21 protein-coding genes, 1 pseudogene and 1 riboswitch are annotated in these 23,271 nt (G+C 61.0%); of the genes and pseudogenes, 17 read left to right on the top strand and 5 right to left on the bottom strand.

The window, feature by feature from the left end; all coding sequences use genetic code 11:
- The first annotated feature begins 41 nt into the window (after positions 1-41).
- The 8 genes from J2J98_RS19730 to J2J98_RS19695 all read left to right on the top strand — a co-directional run bounded on the left by J2J98_RS19730 (position 42) and on the right by J2J98_RS19695 (position 8,079).
- Positions 42-2,258 carry a primosomal protein N' gene (locus J2J98_RS19730; RefSeq protein ID WP_207601900.1) on the top strand — a complete coding sequence of 739 codons (2,217 nt, stop codon included), beginning with the start codon at positions 42-44 and terminating at the stop codon, positions 2,256-2,258.
- A 71-nt stretch (positions 2,259-2,329) separates the two neighbouring features.
- A complete protein-coding gene (locus J2J98_RS19725; protein ID WP_207601899.1) occupies positions 2,330-2,719 on the top strand; it encodes an AGROH133_08824 family phage infection protein in 390 nt (129 codons plus the stop codon).
- Positions 2,720-2,974: 255 nt separating this feature from the next.
- Positions 2,975-3,541: a F0F1 ATP synthase subunit delta gene (locus J2J98_RS19720; protein ID WP_064707958.1), complete on the top strand. Its 567-nt coding sequence runs from the start codon at positions 2,975-2,977 to the stop codon at positions 3,539-3,541.
- Positions 3,541-5,070: a F0F1 ATP synthase subunit alpha gene (atpA, locus tag J2J98_RS19715; protein WP_064707957.1), complete on the top strand. Its 1,530-nt coding sequence runs from the start codon at positions 3,541-3,543 to the stop codon at positions 5,068-5,070. Before J2J98_RS19720 ends, atpA begins: the two co-directional genes overlap by 1 nt.
- Positions 5,071-5,098: 28 nt before the next feature.
- Positions 5,099-5,983, top strand: a complete 885-nt coding sequence (locus J2J98_RS19710) for a F0F1 ATP synthase subunit gamma (RefSeq protein WP_064707956.1) — start codon at positions 5,099-5,101, stop codon at positions 5,981-5,983.
- A 22-nt stretch (positions 5,984-6,005) separates the two neighbouring features.
- A complete protein-coding gene (atpD, locus tag J2J98_RS19705) occupies positions 6,006-7,433 on the top strand; it encodes a F0F1 ATP synthase subunit beta (RefSeq protein WP_064707955.1) in 1,428 nt (475 codons plus the stop codon).
- Complete coding sequence (locus J2J98_RS19700; protein ID WP_064707954.1) at positions 7,433-7,672, top strand: hypothetical protein; 240 nt, start codon at positions 7,433-7,435, stop codon at positions 7,670-7,672. Before atpD ends, J2J98_RS19700 begins: the two co-directional genes overlap by 1 nt.
- Entirely contained in the window at positions 7,672-8,079 is a 408-nt protein-coding gene (locus tag J2J98_RS19695) for a F0F1 ATP synthase subunit epsilon (protein ID WP_010053653.1), read from the top strand. Before J2J98_RS19700 ends, J2J98_RS19695 begins: the two co-directional genes overlap by 1 nt.
- Positions 8,080-8,607: 528 nt before the next feature.
- Here J2J98_RS19695 and J2J98_RS19690 read toward each other — a convergent pair.
- From J2J98_RS19690 to J2J98_RS19670, 5 genes and pseudogenes are all read right to left on the bottom strand, one after another.
- The gene (locus J2J98_RS19690; RefSeq protein WP_064707953.1) at positions 8,608-9,345 is read right to left on the bottom strand and encodes a sugar transferase; all 738 of its coding nucleotides are present in this window, start codon (positions 9,343-9,345) and stop codon (positions 8,608-8,610) included.
- A gap of 168 nt (positions 9,346-9,513) precedes the next feature.
- Entirely contained in the window at positions 9,514-10,734 is a 1,221-nt protein-coding gene (locus tag J2J98_RS19685; protein ID WP_207601898.1) for an acyltransferase family protein, read from the bottom strand.
- Positions 10,735-10,822: 88 nt separating this feature from the next.
- Entirely contained in the window at positions 10,823-11,833 is a 1,011-nt protein-coding gene (locus J2J98_RS19680; protein ID WP_064707951.1) for an ABC transporter substrate-binding protein, read from the bottom strand.
- A gap of 67 nt (positions 11,834-11,900) precedes the next feature.
- Positions 11,901-12,712, bottom strand: a pseudogene (locus tag J2J98_RS19675) (ABC transporter ATP-binding protein).
- On the bottom strand, positions 12,709-13,515 hold the full coding sequence (locus J2J98_RS19670; RefSeq protein ID WP_138396327.1) for an ABC transporter permease: 807 nt from the start codon (positions 13,513-13,515) through the stop codon (positions 12,709-12,711). Before J2J98_RS19670 ends, J2J98_RS19675 begins: the two are co-directional and overlap by 4 nt.
- A 160-nt stretch (positions 13,516-13,675) precedes the next feature.
- A riboswitch (TPP riboswitch) is annotated at positions 13,676-13,789 on the bottom strand.
- A 324-nt stretch (positions 13,790-14,113) separates the two neighbouring features.
- Here J2J98_RS19670 and soxR point away from each other — a divergent pair.
- From soxR to J2J98_RS19625, 9 genes are all read left to right on the top strand, one after another.
- Entirely contained in the window at positions 14,114-14,584 is a 471-nt protein-coding gene (gene soxR / locus J2J98_RS19665; RefSeq protein ID WP_207601896.1) for a redox-sensitive transcriptional activator SoxR, read from the top strand.
- A 124-nt stretch (positions 14,585-14,708) separates the two neighbouring features.
- Positions 14,709-15,479 carry an SDR family NAD(P)-dependent oxidoreductase gene (locus J2J98_RS19660; RefSeq protein WP_138396413.1) on the top strand — a complete coding sequence of 257 codons (771 nt, stop codon included), beginning with the start codon at positions 14,709-14,711 and terminating at the stop codon, positions 15,477-15,479.
- A gap of 103 nt (positions 15,480-15,582) precedes the next feature.
- Positions 15,583-15,924, top strand: coding sequence for an ArsR/SmtB family transcription factor (locus J2J98_RS19655; RefSeq protein ID WP_207243758.1), 342 nt, complete (start codon positions 15,583-15,585; stop codon positions 15,922-15,924).
- A gap of 78 nt (positions 15,925-16,002) precedes the next feature.
- On the top strand, positions 16,003-16,896 hold the full coding sequence (locus J2J98_RS19650) for a LysR family transcriptional regulator (protein WP_064707947.1): 894 nt from the start codon (positions 16,003-16,005) through the stop codon (positions 16,894-16,896).
- A gap of 134 nt (positions 16,897-17,030) precedes the next feature.
- On the top strand, positions 17,031-17,510 hold the full coding sequence (locus tag J2J98_RS19645) for a formate dehydrogenase subunit gamma (protein ID WP_064707946.1): 480 nt from the start codon (positions 17,031-17,033) through the stop codon (positions 17,508-17,510).
- A complete protein-coding gene (locus tag J2J98_RS19640; protein ID WP_138396324.1) occupies positions 17,507-19,063 on the top strand; it encodes a formate dehydrogenase beta subunit in 1,557 nt (518 codons plus the stop codon). Before J2J98_RS19645 ends, J2J98_RS19640 begins: the two co-directional genes overlap by 4 nt.
- Positions 19,064-19,129: 66 nt before the next feature.
- On the top strand, positions 19,130-22,009 hold the full coding sequence (fdhF, locus tag J2J98_RS19635) for a formate dehydrogenase subunit alpha (protein ID WP_138396323.1): 2,880 nt from the start codon (positions 19,130-19,132) through the stop codon (positions 22,007-22,009).
- 43 nt (positions 22,010-22,052) lie between these two features.
- Positions 22,053-22,877, top strand: coding sequence for a formate dehydrogenase accessory sulfurtransferase FdhD (fdhD, locus tag J2J98_RS19630; RefSeq protein WP_207601895.1), 825 nt, complete (start codon positions 22,053-22,055; stop codon positions 22,875-22,877).
- The gene (locus J2J98_RS19625; RefSeq protein ID WP_138396322.1) at positions 22,867-23,112 is read left to right on the top strand and encodes a formate dehydrogenase subunit delta; all 246 of its coding nucleotides are present in this window, start codon (positions 22,867-22,869) and stop codon (positions 23,110-23,112) included. Before fdhD ends, J2J98_RS19625 begins: the two co-directional genes overlap by 11 nt.
- Positions 23,113-23,271: the final 159 nt, after the last annotated feature.

The following is a 23,271-nucleotide window of genomic DNA, read 5'->3' as shown; positions in this document are numbered from 1 at the left end:
GCGGTTCCAATTCCATCGATTTGCGGGCATGGTCTCGCGCGATGAGCATAGATTCGTCCGATCTCTTTGGCGCCCTTTTTGAAGCACCGCCCGCGAACCGAACGGTTCCGGTGCTGGTGCCGATGCCGGCGCCGAAACCCTATTCCTACTCGGTGCCGGAGGGCATGGCGGTCGAGCCCGGCTCGGTCGTGCAGGTGCCGCTTGGGCCGCGGCAGGTGATCGGCGTCGTCTGGGACGGCGGCGAAGATGGCGTCGATCCGAAGAAGCTTCGGCCGATCAGCCATGTCTTCGATTGCCCGCCGCTTTCCAAGGAGATGCGGGATTTCATCGATTGGGTGGCGAGCTATACGCTCTCCCCGCCCGGCCTCGTGGCGCGCATGGCGCTCAGGGCGCCGAACGCCTTCGAGCCGGAGCCGATGGTGGAGGGGCTGAAACTCGCTGGCGGCGAACCGGAGCGGATGACGCCGGCGCGCGCGCGCGTGCTCGCGGCCGCTTCAGACGGCCTGTCCTGGACGCGCAGCGGTCTGGCGCATGCGGCAGGCGTTTCGACCAGCGTCGTCGACGGACTGATCACGCTCGGCATTTTCGAGACGGTGTTTCTGCCGCCGCCGCCCGTTGTGGCGATGCCGGATCCTGACTTTGCCGCCGCACGCCTCGAAGGACCGCAGAAAGAGGCGGCGGCGGAGATCGTCTCCGACATCCGCAGGGGCGAATTTTCGGTGTCTCTGATCGATGGTGTGACCGGCTCCGGCAAGACCGAAGTCTATTTCGAGGCGATCGCCGAGACGCTGAAACGGGGCAAGCAGGTGCTGATCCTGCTGCCGGAGATCGCGCTGACGGCGAGTTTCCTGGAGCGGTTTCAGGATCGCTTCGGGGCAAAGCCCGCCGAATGGCATTCCGACCTCGCCCCGCGCATGCGCGAAAAGGTCTGGCGCCAGGCGGTGACCGGCGAAGTGCGGGTCGTGGCCGGGGCCCGCTCGGCGCTCTTCCTGCCTTTTGAAGATCTTGGCCTCATCATCGTCGACGAGGAGCACGATCCTGCCTACAAGCAGGAGGATCGCGTTTTCTACAATGCCCGTGACATGGCCGTGGTGCGTGGCCGCATCGGCGATTTTCCCGTCATCCTGGTCTCTGCGACACCGTCAGTTGAAAGCCAGGTCAACGGGCAGATCGGGCGCTACAGCACCGTCCACCTGCCCACGCGTTTCGGCGACGCGGCGCTGCCGGACCTGCATCTCATCGATATGCGCCGGCACCCGCCGGAGCGCGGCGGCTTCCTTTCGCCGGTGCTGATCCGGGCGATCGGAAAGACCGTGGAGAGGCGCGAGCAGGCGCTGCTCTTTCTCAATCGTCGCGGATATGCGCCGCTGACGCTCTGCCGGGTCTGCGGTCACCGCTTCCAATGCCCGCAATGTTCGAGCTGGCTGGTCGAGCATCGCTTCCGCAAGCAGCTGCAGTGCCATCAATGCGGCCATGCCGAGCGCACACCGGAGGCGTGCCCGGAATGCGGGACGCTTGACCATCTGGTCGCCTGCGGGCCCGGCGTCGAGCGTATCGCCGAAGAGGTGGAGCGGCATTTCCCGGAGGCGCGGACGATCGTCCTCTCCTCGGATATGTTGGGTGGGGTGAAGCGGCTGCGGCTGGAACTGGATGCGATCGCCAAGGGTGAGGCCGATATCGTCATCGGTACCCAGCTCGTTGCCAAGGGCCATAATTTTCCGCTGATGACGCTGGTCGGCATCGTCGATGCCGATCTCGGCCTTGCCAATGGCGATCCGCGCGCGGCCGAGCGCACCTTCCAGCTTCTGTCGCAGGTGACGGGGCGCGCCGGGCGCACCGGTCTCAAGAGCCATGGGCTGCTGCAGACCTACCAGCCGCAGCATCCGGTCATGCAGGCGATTGTATCCGGCGATTCCGACGCCTTCTACGAGCGTGAAATCACCGAGCGCGAAAGCGCGGCATTGCCGCCATTCGGCCGGCTCGCCTCCATCATCGTTTCGGCCGAAACGCGCCACGACGCGGAAAATCATGCGCGCGGCATGCGCAACGCGGCACCCCAGGTCTCCGGCATCTCAGTGCTCGGCCCGGCGGAAGCGCCGCTTGCCCTGGTGCGCGGCCGCCACCGCTTCCGCCTTTTGGTCCACGGACGGCGCAACTCCGACATGCAGGGGTTTCTGCGGGCGATGTTGTCGCAGTCGCCGAAGGAGCGCGGATCGGTGCAGGTACAGCTCGACATCGATCCCCAGAGTTTTCTCTAATGGCGCCATTTCCTCCTTTTCCGGCCCATGTCATAAAACACCGATTCTTCGGGGTGATTTGAGGCTGATGCATGGAGTTTTATTTTCCGACCGAGCTCGGCGAGCAGCTGGCTTTCTGCTCTGCCGCTTTTACGGCGCTGGCCGGCTTCATCATGATGTTTGCGCCGGGCCACGCCTTCCGTCTTCTTGGCCTGCAGGTGCAGGAGGGGCGGCGGGAAGGATATGGCGAGGGGCGGTCGATGGGCGGCTTCTATCTCGGCTTCGGCCTTTCGGCGATCCTGCTTGCACAGGACTGGATCTATATGGCGCTCGGCGCCTCTTTCAGCATGGCTGCCTTTGCGCGGATCATATCCATCCTGTCCGATAAGGGGAGCAATCTGGTCAACAACTTACTTCTGGTTGTGCAAGTCGCGCTGGCTGCGCTGCCGATGCTCTATGTTTTCGGCTTCATTCAAACGTGAGTTTCACCGGCGGCCGACGGCTTGCTCGGCCTGTCCGCAAGCCGTTGCGCAATTTTGCGGACAGAAATTCATGTGAAAGGCGTATTCGGGCATTACGCGTGTTGCGAGTCCGAACATCCTATGTTAGACGGACCCCGAATTTCGGAAGAAGCAAGAGGCTTCTCTTGTGATTTCTGGGGGAAATCAAAACGAATTCAAGATCATAGGTTCGGCGCCCGCCGAAAGCCGGATTTTGGATTGAAATCAGGGAAATTTGTGCCAGTGGCAGACACGTCCCAGCTTACTTCTGGTGTTGCAGAGCGCTATGCCTCGTCGCTTTTCGAGCTGGCGCTCGAAGAGAACGCCGTCGGTACCGTCGCTGCAGACCTTGACCGTTTCCAGACGATGCTGGATGAGAGCGACGACCTGAAGCGCTTCATCCTGAGCCCTGTTTTCTCTGCCGAGGACCAGTTGAAGGCGATTATCGCCATCAGCGAGAAGGCAGGCATTTCGGGCTTCTTCGCCAATTTCCTGAAGGTCGTGGCGCGTAACCGCCGCCTGTTTGCCCTGCCGGGCATGATCAAGGCCTTCCGGCTGATCGCCGCCAATCATCGCGGCGAAATCTCCGCCGATGTCACCTCGGCCCACGCTCTCTCCGCAGAGCAGGAAAATGAATTGAAGGTGGCGCTGAAGGGCGTCACCGGCAAAGACGTGGCGATTGCCGTCACGGTTGATCCGTCAATTCTTGGTGGTCTGATCGTCAAGGTCGGGTCCCGTCAGATTGATACGTCTCTTCGTACCAAACTCTCTACCCTTAAGCTTGCATTGAAAGAGGTCGGCTGATGGATATCCGCGCCGCGGAAATTTCCGCAATTCTCAAAGACCAGATCAAAAATTTCGGCAAAGAGGCAGAAGTCTCGGAAGTCGGCCAGGTTCTCTCCGTCGGTGACGGTATTGCTCGCGTTTACGGCCTGGACAACGTCCAAGCCGGTGAAATGGTCGAGTTTCCCGGCGGCATCCGCGGCATGGCCCTGAACCTTGAATCCGACAATGTCGGTGTCGTTATTTTCGGCTCCGACCGCGACATCAAGGAAGGCGACACCGTCAAGCGGACCGGCGCCATCGTCGACGTTCCGGTCGGTCCGGAACTGCTCGGCCGCGTCGTCGACGCGCTCGGCAATCCGATCGATGGTAAGGGCCCGATCAATGCGACCCGCCGTTCGCGCGTCGACGTCAAGGCCCCGGGCATTATTCCGCGCAAGTCGGTTCATGAGCCGATGTCGACCGGTCTCAAGGCAATCGACGCGCTGATCCCGGTCGGCCGCGGCCAGCGCGAGCTTGTCATCGGCGACCGCCAGACCGGCAAGACCGCCATCCTGCTCGATGCCTTCCTCAACCAGAAGGCCATTCACGACAACGGTCCCGAAGGCGAGAAGCTTTACTGCGTCTACGTCGCCGTGGGCCAGAAGCGCTCCACCGTCGCTCAGTTCGTCAAGGTGCTCGAAGAGCGCGGCGCACTGAAGTATTCGATCATCGTTGCGGCTACCGCTTCCGATCCGGCGCCGATGCAGTTCCTGGCCCCGTTTGCCGGCTGCGCCATGGGCGAATATTTCCGCGACAACGGGATGCACGCGCTGATCGGTTACGACGACCTGTCCAAGCAGGCCGTGTCCTACCGCCAGATGTCGCTGCTGCTGCGCCGTCCGCCGGGCCGCGAAGCCTATCCGGGCGACGTTTTCTACCTGCATTCGCGTCTCCTCGAGCGCGCAGCGAAGATGAACGACGACAAGGGCGCCGGTTCGCTGACCGCTCTGCCGGTCATCGAAACGCAGGGCAACGACGTGTCGGCCTTCATTCCGACCAACGTGATCTCGATCACCGACGGCCAGATCTTCCTTGAGACCGACCTGTTCTATCAGGGTATCCGCCCGGCCGTTAACGTCGGTCTCTCGGTTTCCCGCGTCGGCTCTTCGGCGCAGATCAAGGCGATGAAGCAGGTCGCCGGCTCGATCAAGGGCGAACTTGCTCAGTATCGCGAGATGGCCGCTTTCGCTCAGTTCGGTTCGGACCTCGACGCCGCAACGCAGCGTCTCTTGAACCGCGGTGCACGCTTGACCGAACTCCTGAAGCAGCCGCAATTCTCGCCGCTGAAGACGGAAGAGCAGGTCGCCGTAATCTTCGCCGGCGTCAACGGCTACCTCGACAAGCTGCAGGTCGCTCAGGTCGGCAAATTCGAGCAGGGCCTGTTGTCCTATCTGCGTTCGGAAGGCTCCGCCATCCTCGATGCGATCCGCACGGAAAAGGCTATCAGCGACGATACCAAGGGCAAGCTTACGGCTGCTCTCGATAGCTTCGCCAAGTCTTTCCAGTAATCGGGCCCTAAGTTAGGACGGATCACGGATGCCTTCACTCAAGGATCTGAAAAACCGGATCGCCTCCGTCAAGGCGACGCAGAAGATCACCAAGGCGATGAAAATGGTCGCCGCGGCGAAGCTTCGGCGTGCGCAGGAGGCGGCCGAGGCCGCCCGGCCTTACTCGCAGCGCATGGGTGCGGTTCTGGCGAACATTGCCAAGGCCGTCACCGATGCGGATGGCGCACCGGCGCTGATGACCGGCACCGGCCAGGACAAGGTCCATCTTCTGGTGGTCTGCACGGCCGAACGCGGTCTCTGCGGCGGTTTCAATTCGCAGATTGCCCGCTTTGCCCGCGACCATATCCGCAAGCTGCAGGCCGAAGGCAAGACGGTGAAGATCTTCACCGTCGGCAAGAAGGGTTACGACATCCTGCGCCGTGAATACGCGTCGCTGATCATCGAGCGCAAGGAATTGCGCGAAGTCAAGAAGATCGGTTTCGAGAATGCCGACCAGATCGGCAAGCGCATCATCGAGATGTTTTCCGCCGGCGAGTTCGACGTCTGCACGCTGTTCTACTCCGAATTCAAGTCGGTGATCAGCCAGGTTCCGACCGCGCAGCAGTTGATCCCGGCCAGGGCTCCGGAAGCCGTCGCCGAAGATGCCGCCCATGCCGGCGCCGTCTACGAATACGAGCCGGATCCGGCGTCGATCCTCGGTGATCTGATCCCGCGCAACATCTCCGTCCAGGTCTTCCGCGCGCTCCTTGAGAACGTCGCAGGCGAGATGGGCGCCAAAATGAGCGCCATGGACAATGCGACGCGCAATGCCGGTGAGATGATCAACAAGCTGACGCTGAACTACAACCGTCAGCGTCAGGCTCAGATCACCAAGGAACTGATTGAAATCATTTCGGGCGCGGAAGCGCTCTGAGTTAGGGAAAGAGGGTAAGAAAATGGCTGAGGCAGCTACCCGCTCTGTCGGCAAAGTCACCCAGGTTATCGGCGCCGTCGTCGACGTTGCTTTCGAAGGCGAACTGCCGGCGATTTTGAACGCGCTTGAAACCGACAACAACGGCAACCGCCTGGTTCTCGAAGTCGCTCAGCATCTGGGCGAGAACGAAGTGCGCACGATCGCGATGGATTCGAGCGAAGGTCTCGTTCGTGGCCAGCAGGTTATCGATACCGGCGCTCCGATCTCGGTTCCGGTCGGCGATGAAACGCTCGGCCGCATCATGAACGTCATCGGCGAGCCGGTCGACGAAGCTGGCCCGCTGAACACCGCTCACAAGCGCGCCATCCACCAGGACGCTCCAGCTTACGTCGAGCAGTCCACCGAAGCGCAGATCCTCGTCACCGGCATCAAGGTCGTCGACCTTCTCGCCCCTTATGCGAAGGGCGGCAAGATCGGTCTGTTCGGCGGCGCCGGCGTCGGCAAGACCGTTCTGATCATGGAACTGATCAACAACGTCGCCAAGGCGCACGGTGGTTACTCGGTGTTCGCAGGCGTGGGTGAGCGTACCCGCGAAGGCAACGACCTTTACCACGAAATGATCGAATCGGGCGTCAACAAGCACGGCGGCGGCGAAGGCTCCAAGGCTGCGCTCGTTTACGGCCAGATGAACGAACCGCCGGGCGCCCGCGCTCGCGTCGCCCTGACCGGTCTGACCGTCGCTGAGCATTTCCGCGATCAGGGTCAGGACGTTCTGTTCTTCGTCGACAACATCTTCCGCTTTACCCAGGCTGGTTCGGAAGTGTCGGCTCTGCTCGGCCGTATTCCTTCGGCCGTGGGTTATCAGCCGACGCTCGCAACCGACATGGGTCAGATGCAGGAACGCATCACCACGACGACGACCGGCTCGATCACTTCGGTCCAGGCTATTTACGTTCCGGCCGACGACTTGACCGACCCGGCGCCGGCAACCTCGTTCGCCCACTTGGACGCAACGACCGTTCTGTCGCGCTCGATCGCTGAAAAGGGCATCTATCCGGCCGTCGACCCGCTTGACTCCACCTCGCGCATGCTCGACCCGATGGTCGTCGGCGAAGAGCACTACGAAGTGGCCCGTAAGGTTCAGTCGACACTGCAGCGCTACAAGGCCCTGCAGGACATCATCGCCATTCTCGGCATGGATGAATTGTCCGAAGAGGACAAGCTGGCGGTTGCCCGCGCCCGTAAGATTGAGCGCTTCCTGTCGCAGCCGTTTTTCGTTGCCGAAGTCTTCACTGGTTCGCCGGGCAAGCTCGTCGCCCTCGAAGACACGATCAAGGGCTTCAAGGGTCTCGTTAACGGCGAATACGACCACCTGCCGGAAGCCGCCTTCTACATGGTCGGCTCGATGGACGAAGCTATCGAAAAGGCCAAGAAGCTCGCTGCTGCTTGATGAGCGATGCTCAGGACGAGATATTCTGCTGCGACTCCCTCAAAGGGATCGTGGCAGAACTTCCGGAACCGGCCGCGCCGACTGTCTATCGTGCCGATAACGGCGTGCTGATGATGGTTGTCGGATTGGTTCAGACGGAGGAAGGCATCGGATATCTCGACCAGGCGATACTGCACTGCCCGTTCTGCGGGACAAAATTGCAAGATGCAAAAGCCATAGCCGAGAAGGTAAGTCACTGATGGCTGACAATTTCAACTTTGAGCTCGTTTCACCGGAGCGTCTGCTTCTGTCGGAGATGGTGACGGAGGTCGTCATTCCCGCGACCGAGGGCGAGATGACCGTCATGGCGCACCACGCGCCTACAATGACGACGATCAAGCCGGGCGTGGTGAGCGTGCGTTCGGCTTCCGGCAAGAAGCAGGACTATGTGGTGTTCGGCGGTTTTGCCGATATTCTGCCGACGGGCTGCACATTGCTCGCCGAATCCGCCGTTCCGGTCGAGGAACTCCATAAGGACGAACTGACCCGCCGCATCGAAGCTGCCCGCAAGGAGCTCGAACATGCCGAGCTGCACGAGCACAAGTCGAAGCTGGAGCACTTCATCATGGAACTGACGCACCTTCGCGGCATCGTCCAGCAGGATTGATCAGACCGACAGCATCAATGAAAGGCGGCCTCGAGGGCCGCTTTTTTGTTTCTCCTGTCTTCCAGCGAAGGTCGAAGCGGCGTCGAGCAGGCGCTGCCGTGAAGAACATTTCCCAATTGCATCCCTCTTCCTGGCGACTCAGGATCAGTGATGCACCACCGCCCCCAGGGACCGCACATCTAGAGCTTTTCCTGGTTAGATCGAATCATTCTGTTAGCTCAAACGAGTCGAATGGTTGACCGGCCGGCGCGCGCCGTAGCGCAGCTCTACGGCCAGCCGGCCCGGTCGATCAGGCGAACCGTTTCAGCCAGCCTTCCCGCAGATGTGCCTGCAAATCTGCAAGCCGAATCGCCGGACGCACTTATCGCTTCGCCACGGAGTCGCGGTGCGGCCGGTGGGCCGGGCATGTCTGGTCAGCATCAAAGGCGATCGGCTCGGACGTACCATGGGGCATGCCCGTCGCCAATCGTCGCCTTTGCCCTGACGAAAACCTGCTCCGTCAGAATGCTTCCATCTAACCGAAAAGCTCTAGAAGCCGGTGCCGCCGCGTAGCTCGATGACCAGCGTCTTCAACAGGATCTTAAAGTCGAGCAGCAGGCTGAAATTTCTGACATAATAGATATCGCAGGCGATGCGGGCCCGGGCTTGCAATGGCCTTGCCGTTGGTCCGCGCCAGCCGCGTGTCTGCGCGAGGCCGGTGATGCCGGGGCGCATGATGTGTCGATGGTGGTAGTTCGGCACCAATTCTTCGTATAGCCTGCCGGCCGCGCGCATGTTGATGGCGTGGCAGCGTGGGCCGACCAAGGACATGTCGCCCTTGAGGACGTTCAGAAGCTGCGGCAGTTCGTCAATGTTGGTCCTACGGAGCAGAGCGCCGATGCCGGTCACCCGGCTGTCGCCCTTGATAGTCTGTTGAACGCCGCTCGGATCGCAAGCGTCCGTGTGCATCGAGCGAAACTTGAAGACGGTGATCTTCCGGCCGTTCAGGCCCCAGCGGATCTGACGGAAGAACACAGGACCGCCATCATCGAATTTGATGAAGAGAGCGATTGCCAGGAAAAGCGGGGCCAGCACGAGGAGAGCGCTCGCCGAGATGACGATGTCGATCAGCCGCTTTGCGGCCAGACGCAGAGCCGTCGTTCCTTCGACATCGAAAAAGCTGTCCGGCTGGCGAATGTTGGAGTTCGCTACAACCAGGGTCCTGGTTTTGTCTTGACGCTGAGACGGATCGAAGCGTGAACTCGTCTTCGAAGTAAAAGCATTCATTACTCAAGGCCCAAAAAGTTTAGATGCGATATTGAAGTGCAGCGAGACAGATACATGCTCGCGCATGGTTTGTCATCGTTATAAATAAGAAATCGGTAATCATAAAGACGCCAAAAAAGGGAGTATTTCCCGTTAACCTTAACGCCTCTAGTTGAGGTGCAGTCGAAATTATACTTTGAAAGGAGTAGCCCGATCAGGTGGGCTTGATGTCAAGCGATTGCCGAAGTCGATCGCCGGCCGTTCCAACAGATAATAACTCAGGCTTGCCACCAGAAAGACGAGCGCGACCGTCAATCCGCAGGATTGCAGCCAACCGGTGACGACATTGGCCGAGGCGGCGCCGAACGAGTTGGGATCAAGTCTCTGAATCAATGTGAGGATAATCTCCTGCCAGATATAAATGCCGAAGGAGATCTTGGCGATGTAGCGGACGGGAGCGTTGTCGAGCAGCCTGCCAAGGTATTGGGAATGGCTGAGCGAAACGAGCGCCGTTGCGACTGCCAGCGGAAAGACGGGAAATCCGTAAGGGATGTCAAGCCAGCCATAACCTTCGGCCGAGCCGCCAGGCGATATCAGGAGGCGGAAACCGGCAGTCGCAAGGGCCAGGAGTGCCATTGCATCGAACCAGGAGGAGCGCCTTGCGGGCAACATGATTTCGATGCCGGCGGCAAGGGCGCCGAGCGCGAAAACGGCGAAGAAGCCGATCGGATTATACTTGGGCATCCATTCCTTCGCCCCACCCTGCAGGCCATATGCCCAGCCGCGGCCGATATCGTCGAGCGCAAAAAGGCTCAGAATCGCCAAATGGGCAAGGAGTACGACGACAATGACGCAGAGCCAGGCGAAGCGGGCGAGGAACGGGCGCTGCCGCAGCGGGGGCCAGCGAAACAGCAGGAGAAAGCAGGCCGGCAGGAGCACGTAGCTGGTCGCTTCGAAGGGAATGGACCAGAGCGGCCCATTAGCTTCGACAGGAAAGAGCGTGCGCCAATGCCACTGGCTCATGAACAGCAGTCCGGAGACGTAGCGGACGACGAGCTCCGGCGTCACCGGCAGGGCAAGCAGGGTCAGGCCGAGAACGAAGCCGACGCTGGCCGCGACCCAGAAGCCCGGAGCGATGCGCGCCGACCTGCGGATGGCGTAGTGCCTGAGGCTCGGCATGGCGCCGCCGGCGTCGAGCGCGCGCCAGAAGGGGCGGGCAAGCAGAAAGCCGCTGAGCACGAAGAAGATCGCGACGCCGAAATTGCCGAAGCGGAGGACATTTGCCGTCGTCGCCAGTTCGTCCGGAATTCTGCGCATATCCAGCCGGAGCGCGAGATGATGAGCAAGCACCAACAAGCAGGCCATCGCGCGCAGAAAGTCGGCTCCGGCCAGCCTGTCCTGTGATCGCATTTCGTTCCCCGCCCTGCCCGATTCGGCTCAAACCGTTCAAGCTCAAAGCATTGCCGCGGAAGGCCGCGTCGGCAAGACCGGAGCGGGATCAGCCGAGGAGTTCGTTCGTATAATAGGCGGAAAAGTCCGGCTTTTCCTTGAGAACGGTGCCATTCGCATCGACCAGGATGCCGTTCTCGACCAGGAAGCCGCCGATGGCCTCGGCCTTTGCCGGGTCAAGCGTGCCGATCACACCGGCCTCGGATCTCAGGAAATGGCCTTCGATCAACGCCTTCTGAGATGCTCTTACCAGTTCCGTGTTCATCAGAGCACCGTTACTTCCGGCAATCAGCAAGTCGCAGGCTTCGTCGGGATGGTCGATGGAGTAGACATAGCCTTGACGCGTCGCCTGGATGAAGGCGCGGGCGTGTTCTCGACTTGCCGAGAGATAGGCGTCGCTGGAAACGATGACCGTCGTCTGCTCGTCTGGAATGCCATAATCAGAATAGTGGAAGCGGCCGATCTTCCGGTTTTCCAGTTCGGCGGCGATGCCTTCCCAGGTGTAGATCTCCAGCGTGAAGTCAATCGAGCCATTGTCCAGCGCCTCATAGGCGGAGGTGCCGAGGGTGACGGTCTTGACGTCCCCCTTGCCGCCGTCATTGCGGATCATCGCCGAGACCAACGCGCTCTCCCAGGTGCCACCGAAGCCGCCATAGGTCTTGCCGTCGAGATCTCGAGGCCTCTTGATGTCGTCGCGCCCGCCCTTGAAGATCAGGCGTGCGGTTTCCGTCTGGACGACGCCGTAGACCATCTTCACGTCACCGCCGCCGGCACGCTGCGTTAGGGCCTCGATCTCGCTGCTGATGCCGAAGTCGGCAACTCCGTTCGACACCAGCGTGCCGGCGCTGGTGTCGGTAAAGGGTAGAATCTCGACATCGAGGCCGGCGGCCGCATAAAAGCCCTTCTCCTTGGCGACGTAAATGCCGATATGGTTCGTGTTGGGCGTCCAGTCGAGCGCGATGCGAACCTTTGCCGGCGCCGATTGAGCAAAGGCGGCGCGGCCGGCGAGGCTTGTTGCGATAGCGGCGAGAATCGTCTGTCGACGGGTGAGCAGCAGCATGGTGACCTCCTCAGGTCTCTAGAGATGATGCCGAAAATTGTGAGCGGTTTTCGGACGACATCAGGCTCTAACTCTTTAAATCAGAACAGGATTCAGATTTTAGGCCGACGGCCTAAAATCATCCTGTTCTAGCGGATGAAGCAGGGTTTGCAGGATTTCGGTCTCTATCGCCTGGGCCGCCGGCGAGCCGAGGTCGGCGATGCTTCTCGGGCGGGGCAGGGGAACGCGGAATTCGCGGATGACGCGCGCCGGACGGGCAGACAGCACGTAGATCCGATCGGAGAGAAAAACGGCCTCACGGACATCGTGGGTGATCAGCAGCGCCGTCCAGCGATGTTCGGTCCACATGCCTTGCAGCCACTCCTGGATCTGCGTGCGGGTCAGCGCATCGAGCGCGCCGAAGGGCTCGTCGAGCAGAAGCATGTCCTGTTTCTGGATGACGGTGCGCAGCAGCGCAGCACGCTGGCGCATGCCGCCGGAAAGGGAGGCGGGGTAGTGATGTTCGAAGCTGGCGAGGCCGAACCGATCGAAGAGCGGCGCAACAGCGGCGCGGGCGGCCCGCCGGCTCATGCCCTTCACTTCCAGCCCGAGGGCGGCATTGTCGATGATCCGGCGCCAGGGCATCAGCGCATCGCGTTGCGGCATGAAGGCAAAGGAATGTGGCGTCTCTTCCAATGCCGCACCATTAAAAAACATGTTGCCGGAATCGGGCCGCAGCGCCTGCGTCAGCAGTCTCAGAACGGTCGATTTTCCGGAACCGGATGGGCCGACGATCGAGACGAACTCGCCGTTTGCGACAGCGAGCGAAATGTCGCCCAAAACCTTCATGCCGTCGAAGGACTTCGAGATGTTGCGCAGCTCAAGCATCTGACCGGTCATCGGCGTCGTTCCTGGGATGGCTGCCAGGGCATGACGAAACGCTGGATCAGCAACGTCAGCGCGAAGAGGCAGAGCGTCAACAGAGCGCTGACGATAACGGCGGCAAGCACCAGATCGGGACGGAAATTGTTCTTGGCGTTGAGGATATAGATGCCGAGGCCGCGCGCGGCACCGGCATATTCGGCGAAAATTGCGCCGACGACGGCATAGGTGATCGAGATCCTGAGGCCGGCGAAGAAATAGGGCAGCGAGGAGGGAAGCCGCGCCAGGCGGAAAATGCGCCAGCGGCTCGCTTTCATCGAGTTCAAGAGCTCGGCAATGTCACGGTCGGTCGCCTCATAGCCCTGAAGCAGAGCGACGAGCAGCGGGAAGAAGGTGACGAGCGCCACCAGCAATATTTTCGGCAAGAGGCCGAAACCGAACCACAGAACGACAAGAGGTGCGATCGCCACCAGCGGCAAGGTCTGGCTGGCGATGAAGATCGGCAGCAATGCGCGGCGCATGAAGGGCATGAAGTCCATCAGGATGGAAGAGACGAAGGCGAAGGCGAGTGACAGCGCGAAACCGCCGAGCGTGGCACCGAGCGTCGGCCAAGTGTTTGATATCAGTGCCTCTCGGTTCAGCCAGCCCTGGATAAGGATGCGCGAAGGTGCCGGCAGGATGGAAGGTTTTATGCCGGAAAGATCGACGTAAAGTTCCCATGCCGCGAGAAAGGCAAAGCCTGCGAGCAAGGCGGGCATCGCGCGATAGATGGCGAGGCGGAGCGTCGCAAGACGCGAATCCGATGGTCGTGGCGATGTCATCGGCGTTCGATTTCAGGCTTTCGTCGGGCCGTTCGTGGCAACTTGTCGACGGCATCGGTCTCGATGCGCGGCCGCACCCGCTTGAGGGCGATTGCCATGACGGTAGCGATAATGATGCAGGCGGAACTGCCGGACGTGGGGTAAAGTGACACTTGCGCGCCGGAAAACATTTGGACCTCGCTCCGCTGGCATTACCCAGATCAGCTTAGAAGGGTCCGGAGACTTGCACCTCGCATCTCAGCCCCGGCGACACGGAGCTCCCCTGTTATTGCAGCGAAAACTATCATTCGGGTCTTCCTGCCGCAACCGCAAAATTGCAAAGCAGTCCGTCTGGCCGGATGGGACCGCAGATAAAAAACACCCGGACGGAGGTCCTGTCCGGGTGTTTTCCGAGGTTCCGTACCTGCCGGGAACGGAACCCGAGCGCTCACCTCTCAGGCGGCTATTCGGCAGGGGTGATCGGTATGGCGGCAAGCGTCGATGTCGTCATTTCACCTGTATCGATCGACGGTCTCACCGTCGCTCTTGCCTGCGCCGCGGCTTCACGGCCGAGGGAGGAGGGGTTATAAAACCTCAACCAATGTTGAGGTCAATAGGAATGAATACGGTTTCTGCAACGCCGCTCGGAAGGCTTCTGACGGTCGGAGAAGTGGCGCAACGCAGTGGTCTTGCCGTATCGGCGCTGCATTTCTATGAGGCCAAGGGGCTGATCTCGAGTATCCGCACGCGCGGCAACCAGCGGCGCTACGGACGCGATGTGCTTCGCCGGCTCGGCATCATCAAGGTGGCGCAACGTGTCGGCATTCCGCTTTCGGAAATCCAGACGGCATTTGCCTCCCTGCCGCAGGGACGCACGCCGACAGTCGCCGACTGGCAGACGCTGTCGGCGCGCTGGAAGAATGAACTCGATGCGCGAATCAGGCAGTTCAGCCTGCTGCGAGACCGCCTGACCGGCTGCATCGGCTGCGGCTGCCTGTCGATCGAAAGCTGCCCTTTGCGCAATCCCTTCGATCGACTCGGCGAGGAAGGGCCGGGCGCGCGGCTGCTGGAGGCCGAAAACGAAGTATGAGCTTTCAGGGGAGAGCCCTAGCCTCTCGCGGAAAGATGATGCCTGCCTTTCTTTCGGCGGGCGCGCTCATATGTTAAGGGCGAATGGCGCAACAGGCGGCATTGTCCGCGAGGAGGACGGCTTCGTGTTCCATCCGAGACTATTCGAAAATCGCAATGTCGTCGTGACCGGCGCCGGGCGGGGCATCGGCCTCGAAGTGGCGCGGCAGTTTCTGGACTGCGGCGCGAAAGTGATCGTCCATACCGGTCGCAAACCCGAACGGGACCTGCCGGATTTTCTGCTGACGGCTGAATCGGAAAGGCGGGCGCTGCTGTTGCACGCCGATTTCACCGCCGTCGGCGGTGCTGCGCAATTTGCTGAAAATGCGCTCGCCTTTTTCGACAAGGTGCATGTGCTGGTCAACAACGCCGGCACCATGCTCGGCCGTTTTCCGGCTGCGACACTGACTGACGCAGATTATGAAACGATCGTCCGCTTGAACCAGACGTCGGTGGTGGCGCTGACGCGTGCGTTGCTGCCGGCATTGAAAGCCGCGCAAGGCGCTGCCATCGTCAACACCGTTTCAATTTCCGCGCTCACCGGCGGCAGTCCCGGTTCTTCGATTTATTCTGCCTCGAAAGCCTTCGTTTCAACCTATTCCAAGGCGCTTGCCCGCGAACTTGCGCCGGATGGCATCCGCGTCAATTGCGTCTCGCCCGGAACGATCGAGACGGATTTCCATGAGCGCTATTCCTCCCGCGAGAAGCTGGAGCAGACGAGAAAGTCCATTCCCTTGCAGCGGCTGGGCACAGCGGAGGATTGCGCTCCGGCCTATCTGTTCCTGGCGGCACCCTCCCTCTCCGGGTACATTACCGGCCAGGTCCTCGAGATCAACGGCGGCCAGCTTATCTGCTGATTTAGTTAGACCTTTTTTGACATTTCATCACTTTTGGCAAATTCGCGTGTGCGAATATGCTATTGTGCTGATCCGCCTTTTCGCTTCCCTTCCGAGATGTCGAATGCCATTGCCCAAACCCGTGCCGGGAATGTCCGGTCAGGAACTGCACAAACTCGCTGGAAGCGCCCGTGAGGCGAGCGATCTGCTGAAGGCGCTGGCACACCAGACCCGGCTTCTGATCCTCTGCATACTCGCCACCGAGGAGCGGACGGTCGGAGAAATCGAAAACATTCTCGGCATTCAGCAGGCGATGGTCTCGCAGCAGCTCGCGCGTTTGAGGCTCGAAGGCCTCGTCAATACGCGCCGTCAGGGCAGGCTGGTCTATTACAGTATCGGCAATGCCAGCGTGGCTGTCTTCCTAGAATCACTGTTCGATCTTTTTCCGGCTGCTGAAAACAATTAGTACGCGCTCTTGCGGAGCACGGTTGCTGCGTCGAAGATAGGCTGATCCGGATGGTTCCACGCCGGATCGGGAGACCGGATGATCGACAAGCTGGAATTTTTCATCGCCCTTGCCAACGAAAAGCACTTCGGCCGAGCCGCGGAGGAATGCGGGATATCCCAACCGACGCTCTCGGCCGCCATCAGGCAGCTTGAAGATCAGCTTGGTGTAATGCTGGTGCAGCGCGGCTCACGATTTCAAGGGCTGACGCCGGAGGGGCAGCGCGTGCTTGAATGGGCGCGGCGCATCGTCGGCGATGCCCGCACCATGCGCGAGGAGATGCGCGCAGCGCGTCGCGGTCTTTCCGGCCACATTCGCCTCGCCGCCATTCCGACCGCGCTCGCCATGCTTTCGCGCATCACCACGCCCTTTCAGGAACGACATCCGGGAGTGACCTTCTCGATCGTCTCGCGAAACTCGCTGCAGGTGCTCAGCATGCTCGAAAATCTCGAAATCGACGCCGGCATCACCTATCTCGAAAACGAACCGCTTGGCCGCGTGACGACCGTGCCCCTTTATGCCGAGCGTTATAACCTCATCACGGCCGCAGGGAGCCCGCTGTCCGATCGCGACAAAGTGACCTGGCGGGAGGTCGGCGATCTTCGGCTTTGTCTATTGACTGCCGATATGCAAAACCGGCGCATCATCAATCGGCACCTGACGGAAGCAGGCGCCACTGTCCATCCGACTCTCGAATCCAATTCGATGATCGTGCTGTTCTCACATGTCAGGACCGGACGCTGGGCGAGCATCATGCCGCGGAATGTCGCCAAATCCTTTGGTTTTCCGGTTGAAATCCGGATGATTCCAATTGTCGAGCCGGAGGCCCACCATCTGGTCGGCCTCGTCGCACCCTATCGCGAGCCCTTCACCCCGCTCGTATCGGCCTTGTTGCACGAAGCGAGAGTGCTCGTGCAGGATGAGGAACTCTGATAGGAAAAACCTATTAATCCACAAGACAGCTTTATTGATCGTCATTGGCTTCCCTGAGATGCTGTCTCGGTGATGGCACTCGGCTGGGGGAGGTCGGCCATCCCGAAAGAGCAAGCCACTGGGAGGGCTGCCTGATGACCATTCATATCGCCGGAGGCGATATCGCAGCGCGTACGCGTACCATCGTCGCGGACCTTCGCTTCCTTGAGGGGCCGCTGCTTCCCATTCTGCACGAGGTTCAGCGAGAATTCGGTTATGTGCCGCAGGAAGCTGTGCCTGTGATCGCGGAGGAGCTGAACCTCTCACGCGCCGAAGTGCACGGGGTGATGACATTCTATCACGACTATCGCGACCATCCCGCCGGCCGGCATGTGCTGAAGCTGTGTCGCGCCGAGGCTTGTCAGTCGATGGGCGGCGACGCGCTGGCTGAACGCGTCAAGACGTTGCTCGGGATCGATTTTCATCAGACGACCCCCGACGGCGCCGTAACGCTGGAGCCGGTCTACTGTCTCGGCCTCTGCGCCTGCGCCCCGTCGGCGATGCTCGACGGCGAGGTTTATGGCCGGGTAGACGGTCAGATGGCGGCGGAGCTCGTTGCGGAGGCACGTCGATGACAGTCAAGATTTATGTTCCGCGCGATGCCGCTGCGCTGGCGCTCGGAGCCGAAAAGGTGGCAAAGGCGATTGCCCAGGAGATCGCCGCCCGCGGCCTCGATGCAGAGATCGTGCGCAACGGCTCGCGCGGAATGTTCTGGCTGGAACCACTTGTCGAAGTTGAAGTCGCCGGCAAGCGCATCGGCTACGGGCCGGTGAAGGCAAGAGATGTGCCTGCCCTGCTTGATGCGGAAATGCTGAACGGGGGCGATCATCCGCTCTGTCTCGGGGAGGTTGAAGACCTCCCGTTCCTCAAGGAACAGACCCGCCTGACCTTCGCCCGTTGTGGCATCATCGATCCCCTTTCGCTCGGCGATTACGAGGCGCATGGCGGCCTTGCCGGCCTCCGCCGCGCCGTTTCGATGAGATCGGTCGATATTGTCAAGGAAGTCACAGATTCCGGCCTGCGCGGACGCGGCGGTGCGGGCTTTCCTACAGGCATCAAGTGGAAAACCGTTCTCGATGCCGCCGGCGAGCGCAAATATATTGTTTGCAACGCCGATGAGGGCGATAGCGGCACCTTTGCCGATCGCATGATCATGGAGGGCGATCCCTTCGTGCTGATCGAAGGCATGGCGATTTCAGGCCTTGCCACCGGAGCCACGAAGGGCTTCATCTATACGCGTTCGGAATATCCGCACGCGATCGCGGTGATGAGCGAGGCCATCGGCATTGCCCGGCAGGCCGGGATTCTCGGCCCGTCTGTGCTTGGCTCGGGCCGCGGCTTCGATATTGAGGTGCGTACCGGGGCCGGCGCCTATGTCTGCGGTGAAGAGACCGCTTTGCTGAACAGTCTCGAAGGCAAGCGCGGTGTCGTGCGCGCCAAGCCGCCGCTGCCGGCGCATAAGGGGCTGTTTGACTGTCCGACCGTCATCAACAATGTGATTTCGCTCGCCTCCGTGCCTGTGATCATGGAGAAGGGTGCTGCCTTCTACCGCGATTTCGGCATGGGGCGCTCGCGCGGCACCATTCCGCTTCAAATCGCCGGCAATGTCCGATACGCCGGACTCTATGAAACCGCCTTCGGTCTTTCGCTCGGCGATATCGTCGACAGGATAGGCGGCGGTACGAGGACCGGCCGACCGGTCAAGGCGGTTCAGGTCGGCGGGCCGCTCGGAGCCTATTTCCCGCGGGCGCTGTTCGACACGCCGTTCGATTACGAAGCCTTCGCCGCCAAGGACGGACTTATCGGCCACGCCGGCATCGTCGTCTTCGACGATACGGCTGATATGCTGAAACAGGCGCGTTTCGCCATGGAATTCTGCGCGGTCGAAAGCTGCGGCAAGTGCACGCCCTGCCGCATCGGCTCGACACGCGGCGTGGAGACGGTAGACAAGATTGCGCACGGTATCGAGCCGGAGAAGAACCGGGTGTTGCTTGCCGACCTTTGCAACACGATGAAATTCGGCTCGCTCTGCGCGCTCGGCGGCTTCACACCCTATCCCGTCATGAGCGCCATGACGCATTTCCCGGAGGATTTTTCGCCGGCGCCGATAGTGGAGGCGGCCGAGTGATGACCTTCCAAGTTACATCTGCACGCCCTGACTTGCTCAATTCCGTTTCCGTACAGGAGGCCGACCATGTCTCTCATCCATGAAATCGACTACGGCACTCCCGCTTCGAAATCCGAAACCATGGTAACGCTCACCATTGATGGGCAGCAGATCAGCGTGCCGGAGGGCACCTCGATCATGCGCGCATCGATGGAAGCCGGCATCGAGGTGCCGAAGCTCTGCGCCACCGACATGGTCGATGCCTTCGGCTCCTGCCGGCTCTGCCTCGTCGAGATCGAGGGCCGCGCCGGCACTCCAGCCTCCTGCACGACGCCGGTGGCGGCAAACATGGTGGTGCACACGCAGACGGGGCGATTGAAGGACATTCGCCGCGGTGTAATGGAACTCTATATCTCCGACCATCCGCTCGACTGTCTCACCTGCGCCGCCAATGGCGACTGCCAATTGCAGGACATGGCGGGTGCCGTCGGGTTGCGCGACGTACGCTACGGCTATGAGGGTGACAACCACGTCAAAGCGCGCAACAACGGCGATATCAATCTGAAATGGATGCCGAAGGACGCGTCCAACCCCTATTTCACTTACGATCCCTCCAAATGCATCGTCTGTTCGCTTTGCGTGCGCGCCTGCGAGGAAGTGCAGGGCACCTTCGCGCTGACAATCGAAGGGCGGGGTTTCGGCTCCCGCGTCTCACCCGGCATGCATGAGAGTTTCATGGATTCCGAATGCGTCTCCTGCGGCGCCTGCGTTCAGGCCTGTCCGACGGCGACGCTCACGGAGAAATCTGTGATCGAGATCGGCCAGCCAGAGCACTCGGCCGTCACCACCTGCGCCTATTGCGGCGTCGGCTGCTCCTTCAAGGCGGAGATGCGCGGCGAGGAACTGGTGCGCATGGTGCCGTGGAAGGACGGACAGGCCAATCGCGGGCATTCCTGCGTCAAAGGCCGCTTCGCCTACGGCTATTCCACGCATAAGGACCGTGTTCTCAACCCGATGATCCGTGAAAAGGTCAGCGATCCCTGGCGGGAGGTAAGCTGGGACGAGGCCTTCGCGCATGTGGCGTCGGAGTTCCGCCGCATCCAGTATCAATATGGCCGCGACTCGATCGGCGGCATCACCTCCTCACGCTGCACCAATGAGGAAACCTATCTGGTGCAGAAGCTGGTCCGCGCCGGTTTCGGCAACAACAATGTCGATACATGCGCCCGCGTCTGCCATTCGCCGACCGGTTACGGTCTCGGCCAGACATTCGGGACCTCGGCCGGCACACAGGATTTCGACAGCGTCGAACATTCGGATGTTGTCGTAATCATCGGCGCAAACCCGACCGATGGCCATCCGGTGTTTGCCTCGCGACTGAAGAAGCGGCTGCGCCAGGGGGCGAAGCTCATCGTCATTGATCCCCGCCGTACAGATATCGTCCGGTCGCCACATGTCGAGGCTTCCTACCACCTGCCGCTGAAACCGGGCACCAATGTCGCGGTCATGACGGCGCTGGCCCATGTAATCGTCAGCGAAGGGCTCTATGACGAGACATTCATCCGCGAGCGCTGCGACTGGTCGGAGTTCGAGGATTGGGCGGCTTTCGTCGCCGAACCGCAGCATAGTCCGGAAGAGACGGAGATTTTCACCGGTGTGCCGGCCGCGGATCTGCGCGGTGCAGCAAGGCTCTATGCCACGGGCGGCAACGGCGCGATCTACTACGGCCTCGGTGTCACCGAACACAGCCAGGGTTCGACCACCGTCATCGCGATCGCCAACCTGGCGATGGCAACAGGCAATATCGGCCGTCCCGGTGTCGGCGTGAACCCGTTGCGCGGCCAGAACAATGTGCAGGGCTCCTGCGACATGGGCTCTTTCCCGCACGAGTTGCCCGGTTACCGGCATATTTCCGACGATGCGACGCGCGATATTTTCGAGAAGCTCTGGGGTGTAAAGCTCAACAACGAGCCGGGCTTGCGTATTCCGAACATGCTGGACGCAGCGGTCGACGGTTCGTTCAAGGGCATCTATATTCAGGGGGAGGATATCCTCCAATCCGATCCCGATACGAAACACGTCGCGGCCGGGCTTGCCGCAATGGAATGCGTCGTCGTGCAGGACCTGTTCCTCAACGAGACCGCCAACTACGCCCATGTCTTTCTGCCGGGCTCGACCTTCCTCGAGAAGGACGGCACGTTTACCAATGCCGAGCGGCGCATCAACCGCGTTCGCAAGGTGATGACGCCGCGCAACGGCTATGGCGACTGGGAGGTGACGCAGAAGCTTGCCCAGACCATGGGGCTCGACTGGAATTACGCCCATCCGTCGGAGATCATGGACGAGATCGCCGCGACAACGCCGAGTTTCGCGCTTGTTTCCTACGATTACCTGGAGAAGATGGGCTCGGTGCAGTGGCCCTGCAACGAGAAGAACCCACTCGGCTCGCCGATCATGCATGTCAACGGTTTCGTCCGCGGCAAGGGCAAGTTCATCCGCACTGAATATGTGGCGACCGACGAGCGCACCGGCCCGCGCTTCCCGCTGCTGCTCACCACCGGCCGCATTCTCAGCCAGTATAATGTCGGAGCGCAGACACGCCGGACCGAGAACCTCGTCTGGCACGCGGAAGACCGGCTGGAGATCCATCCGCACGATGCCGAACAGCGCGGCATCCGCGATGGCGATTTAGTGAAGCTCGCCAGCCGCTCCGGCGACACCACGCTCCGGGCGCTGATCACCGAGCGCGTCGCGCCGGGCGTCGTCTATACGACCTTCCATCACCCGAATACGCAGGCCAACGTCATCACCACCGACTTTTCCGACTGGGCGACCAACTGCCCGGAATACAAGGTGACGGCGGTGCAGGTCTCGCCCTCCAACGGGCCGAGCGAGTGGCAACTCGAATACGACGAGCAGGCACGGCAATCACGCCGCATCGCCGGCAAGCTGGAAGCGGCGGAGTGACGATGCGAGGCGGTTTGGTGTTGCCGAAGAGGGAGCGTGCGGCATGACTTTCTCCACGACCGCCCGTGCTCCCGAAACCGCCCGACGCAACGGCATCATGCAGAGCGGTTCTCGTATTGTGCCGGAGGAAGTGCCGATCGCCTTTTCCTATGGCGGCAGCTCGCATGCGGTGATGATGGCGACACCCGCGGATCTTGAGGATTTCGCCGTCGGCTTCAGCCTGACCGAAGGGATTATCGCCAAGCCGGTGGAAATAACAGCCATTGAGATACTTGAGGGCGAGCAGGGCATCGACGTTCAGGTCAGCCTTGCCGACGACGTCGCCGATCGGTTGCGGGCGCGCCGCCGCAGCATGGCCGGGCCGGTCGGCTGCGGGCTCTGCGGCATCGAATCGATCGAACAGGCAGTGCGGCCGGTGCCCGATGTCTCCACATCGGCGTTGACCCTGTCTCATGCGGATATCGTTCGGGCCGTTTCGCTTTTGAACGAGGCGCAGCCGCTGCATCGGGAGACGCGGGCCGTACATGGCGCTGGATTCTACCTTCCCGGCAGCGGGCTCATTGCGGTCCGTGAAGATGTCGGCCGGCACAACGCGCTGGACAAACTTTGCGGCGCCGTCATCCGCGCCGGCGAAAGCGGCGGAAACGGTGCAGTCGTCGTGACCAGCCGGCTGTCGGTCGAGATGGTGCAGAAGGCGGCGATCCTCGGCAGCCCCGTGCTCATCGCCATTTCAGCGCCGACGGCCCTCGCGATCCGCACGGCCGAAGAGGCAGGCATGACGCTCGTCGCGCTGGTGCGCGGGGAGGATTTCGAGATTTTCACACACCCGCACCGCATCTCGCCCGGAAGCATCGCCGATGTCGCATGATACCAAGACCAAGCTTGTCTACATGGCAAACCAGATCGCCACCTTTTTCAAAAGCCAACCGGAAAGCGAGGCTGCGCAAGGGGTCGCCTTGCACATCAATAAGTTCTGGGAGCCGCGCATGCGGCGGCAATTATTCGAAATTCTCGAAAAGGAGGAAAACGGTCTGGATGCTCTGGTGCTTCAGGCCGCTCCCATGATCCGCAAGCCGGAAGCGAAAACGAACCAGGTCCGGTAATCATAAGAGGTGCCGTGCGCGAGGAGGCAGCAGTTCACTGCCTGCACAAACGCCGCTGATTAATTAATCGATTTAAGGATGAGATGATGCAGCAATCCAAAATGTCACAGTGTCCTTGGCGCGTCTGAAAAGACGGGCGGCACTGGATTTTATAGCGAG

Source organism: Rhizobium bangladeshense (assembly GCF_017357245.1).
GTDB lineage: Bacteria > Pseudomonadota > Alphaproteobacteria > Rhizobiales > Rhizobiaceae > Rhizobium > Rhizobium bangladeshense.
This window is presented reverse-complemented; position numbering and strand designations above follow the sequence as displayed.

Coding starts and splice junctions, on each gene's coding strand:
- J2J98_RS19730 (WP_207601900.1), top strand. CDS start 42: ATGAGCATAGATTCGTCCGATCTCTTTGGCGCCCTTTTTGAAGCACCG.
- J2J98_RS19725 (WP_207601899.1), top strand. CDS start 2,330: ATGGAGTTTTATTTTCCGACCGAGCTCGGCGAGCAGCTGGCTTTCTGC.
- atpA (WP_064707957.1), top strand. CDS start 3,541: ATGGATATCCGCGCCGCGGAAATTTCCGCAATTCTCAAAGACCAGATC.
- J2J98_RS19710 (WP_064707956.1), top strand. CDS start 5,099: ATGCCTTCACTCAAGGATCTGAAAAACCGGATCGCCTCCGTCAAGGCG.
- atpD (WP_064707955.1), top strand. CDS start 6,006: ATGGCTGAGGCAGCTACCCGCTCTGTCGGCAAAGTCACCCAGGTTATC.
- J2J98_RS19700 (WP_064707954.1), top strand. CDS start 7,433: ATGAGCGATGCTCAGGACGAGATATTCTGCTGCGACTCCCTCAAAGGG.
- J2J98_RS19695 (WP_010053653.1), top strand. CDS start 7,672: ATGGCTGACAATTTCAACTTTGAGCTCGTTTCACCGGAGCGTCTGCTT.
- J2J98_RS19690 (WP_064707953.1), bottom strand. CDS start 9,345: ATGAATGCTTTTACTTCGAAGACGAGTTCACGCTTCGATCCGTCTCAG.
- J2J98_RS19685 (WP_207601898.1), bottom strand. CDS start 10,734: ATGCGATCACAGGACAGGCTGGCCGGAGCCGACTTTCTGCGCGCGATG.
- J2J98_RS19680 (WP_064707951.1), bottom strand. CDS start 11,833: ATGCTGCTGCTCACCCGTCGACAGACGATTCTCGCCGCTATCGCAACA.
- J2J98_RS19670 (WP_138396327.1), bottom strand. CDS start 13,515: ATGACATCGCCACGACCATCGGATTCGCGTCTTGCGACGCTCCGCCTC.
- soxR (WP_207601896.1), top strand. CDS start 14,114: ATGAATACGGTTTCTGCAACGCCGCTCGGAAGGCTTCTGACGGTCGGA.
- J2J98_RS19655 (WP_207243758.1), top strand. CDS start 15,583: ATGCCATTGCCCAAACCCGTGCCGGGAATGTCCGGTCAGGAACTGCAC.
- J2J98_RS19650 (WP_064707947.1), top strand. CDS start 16,003: ATGATCGACAAGCTGGAATTTTTCATCGCCCTTGCCAACGAAAAGCAC.
- J2J98_RS19645 (WP_064707946.1), top strand. CDS start 17,031: ATGACCATTCATATCGCCGGAGGCGATATCGCAGCGCGTACGCGTACC.
- J2J98_RS19640 (WP_138396324.1), top strand. CDS start 17,507: ATGACAGTCAAGATTTATGTTCCGCGCGATGCCGCTGCGCTGGCGCTC.
- fdhF (WP_138396323.1), top strand. CDS start 19,130: ATGTCTCTCATCCATGAAATCGACTACGGCACTCCCGCTTCGAAATCC.
- fdhD (WP_207601895.1), top strand. CDS start 22,053: ATGACTTTCTCCACGACCGCCCGTGCTCCCGAAACCGCCCGACGCAAC.
- J2J98_RS19625 (WP_138396322.1), top strand. CDS start 22,867: ATGTCGCATGATACCAAGACCAAGCTTGTCTACATGGCAAACCAGATC.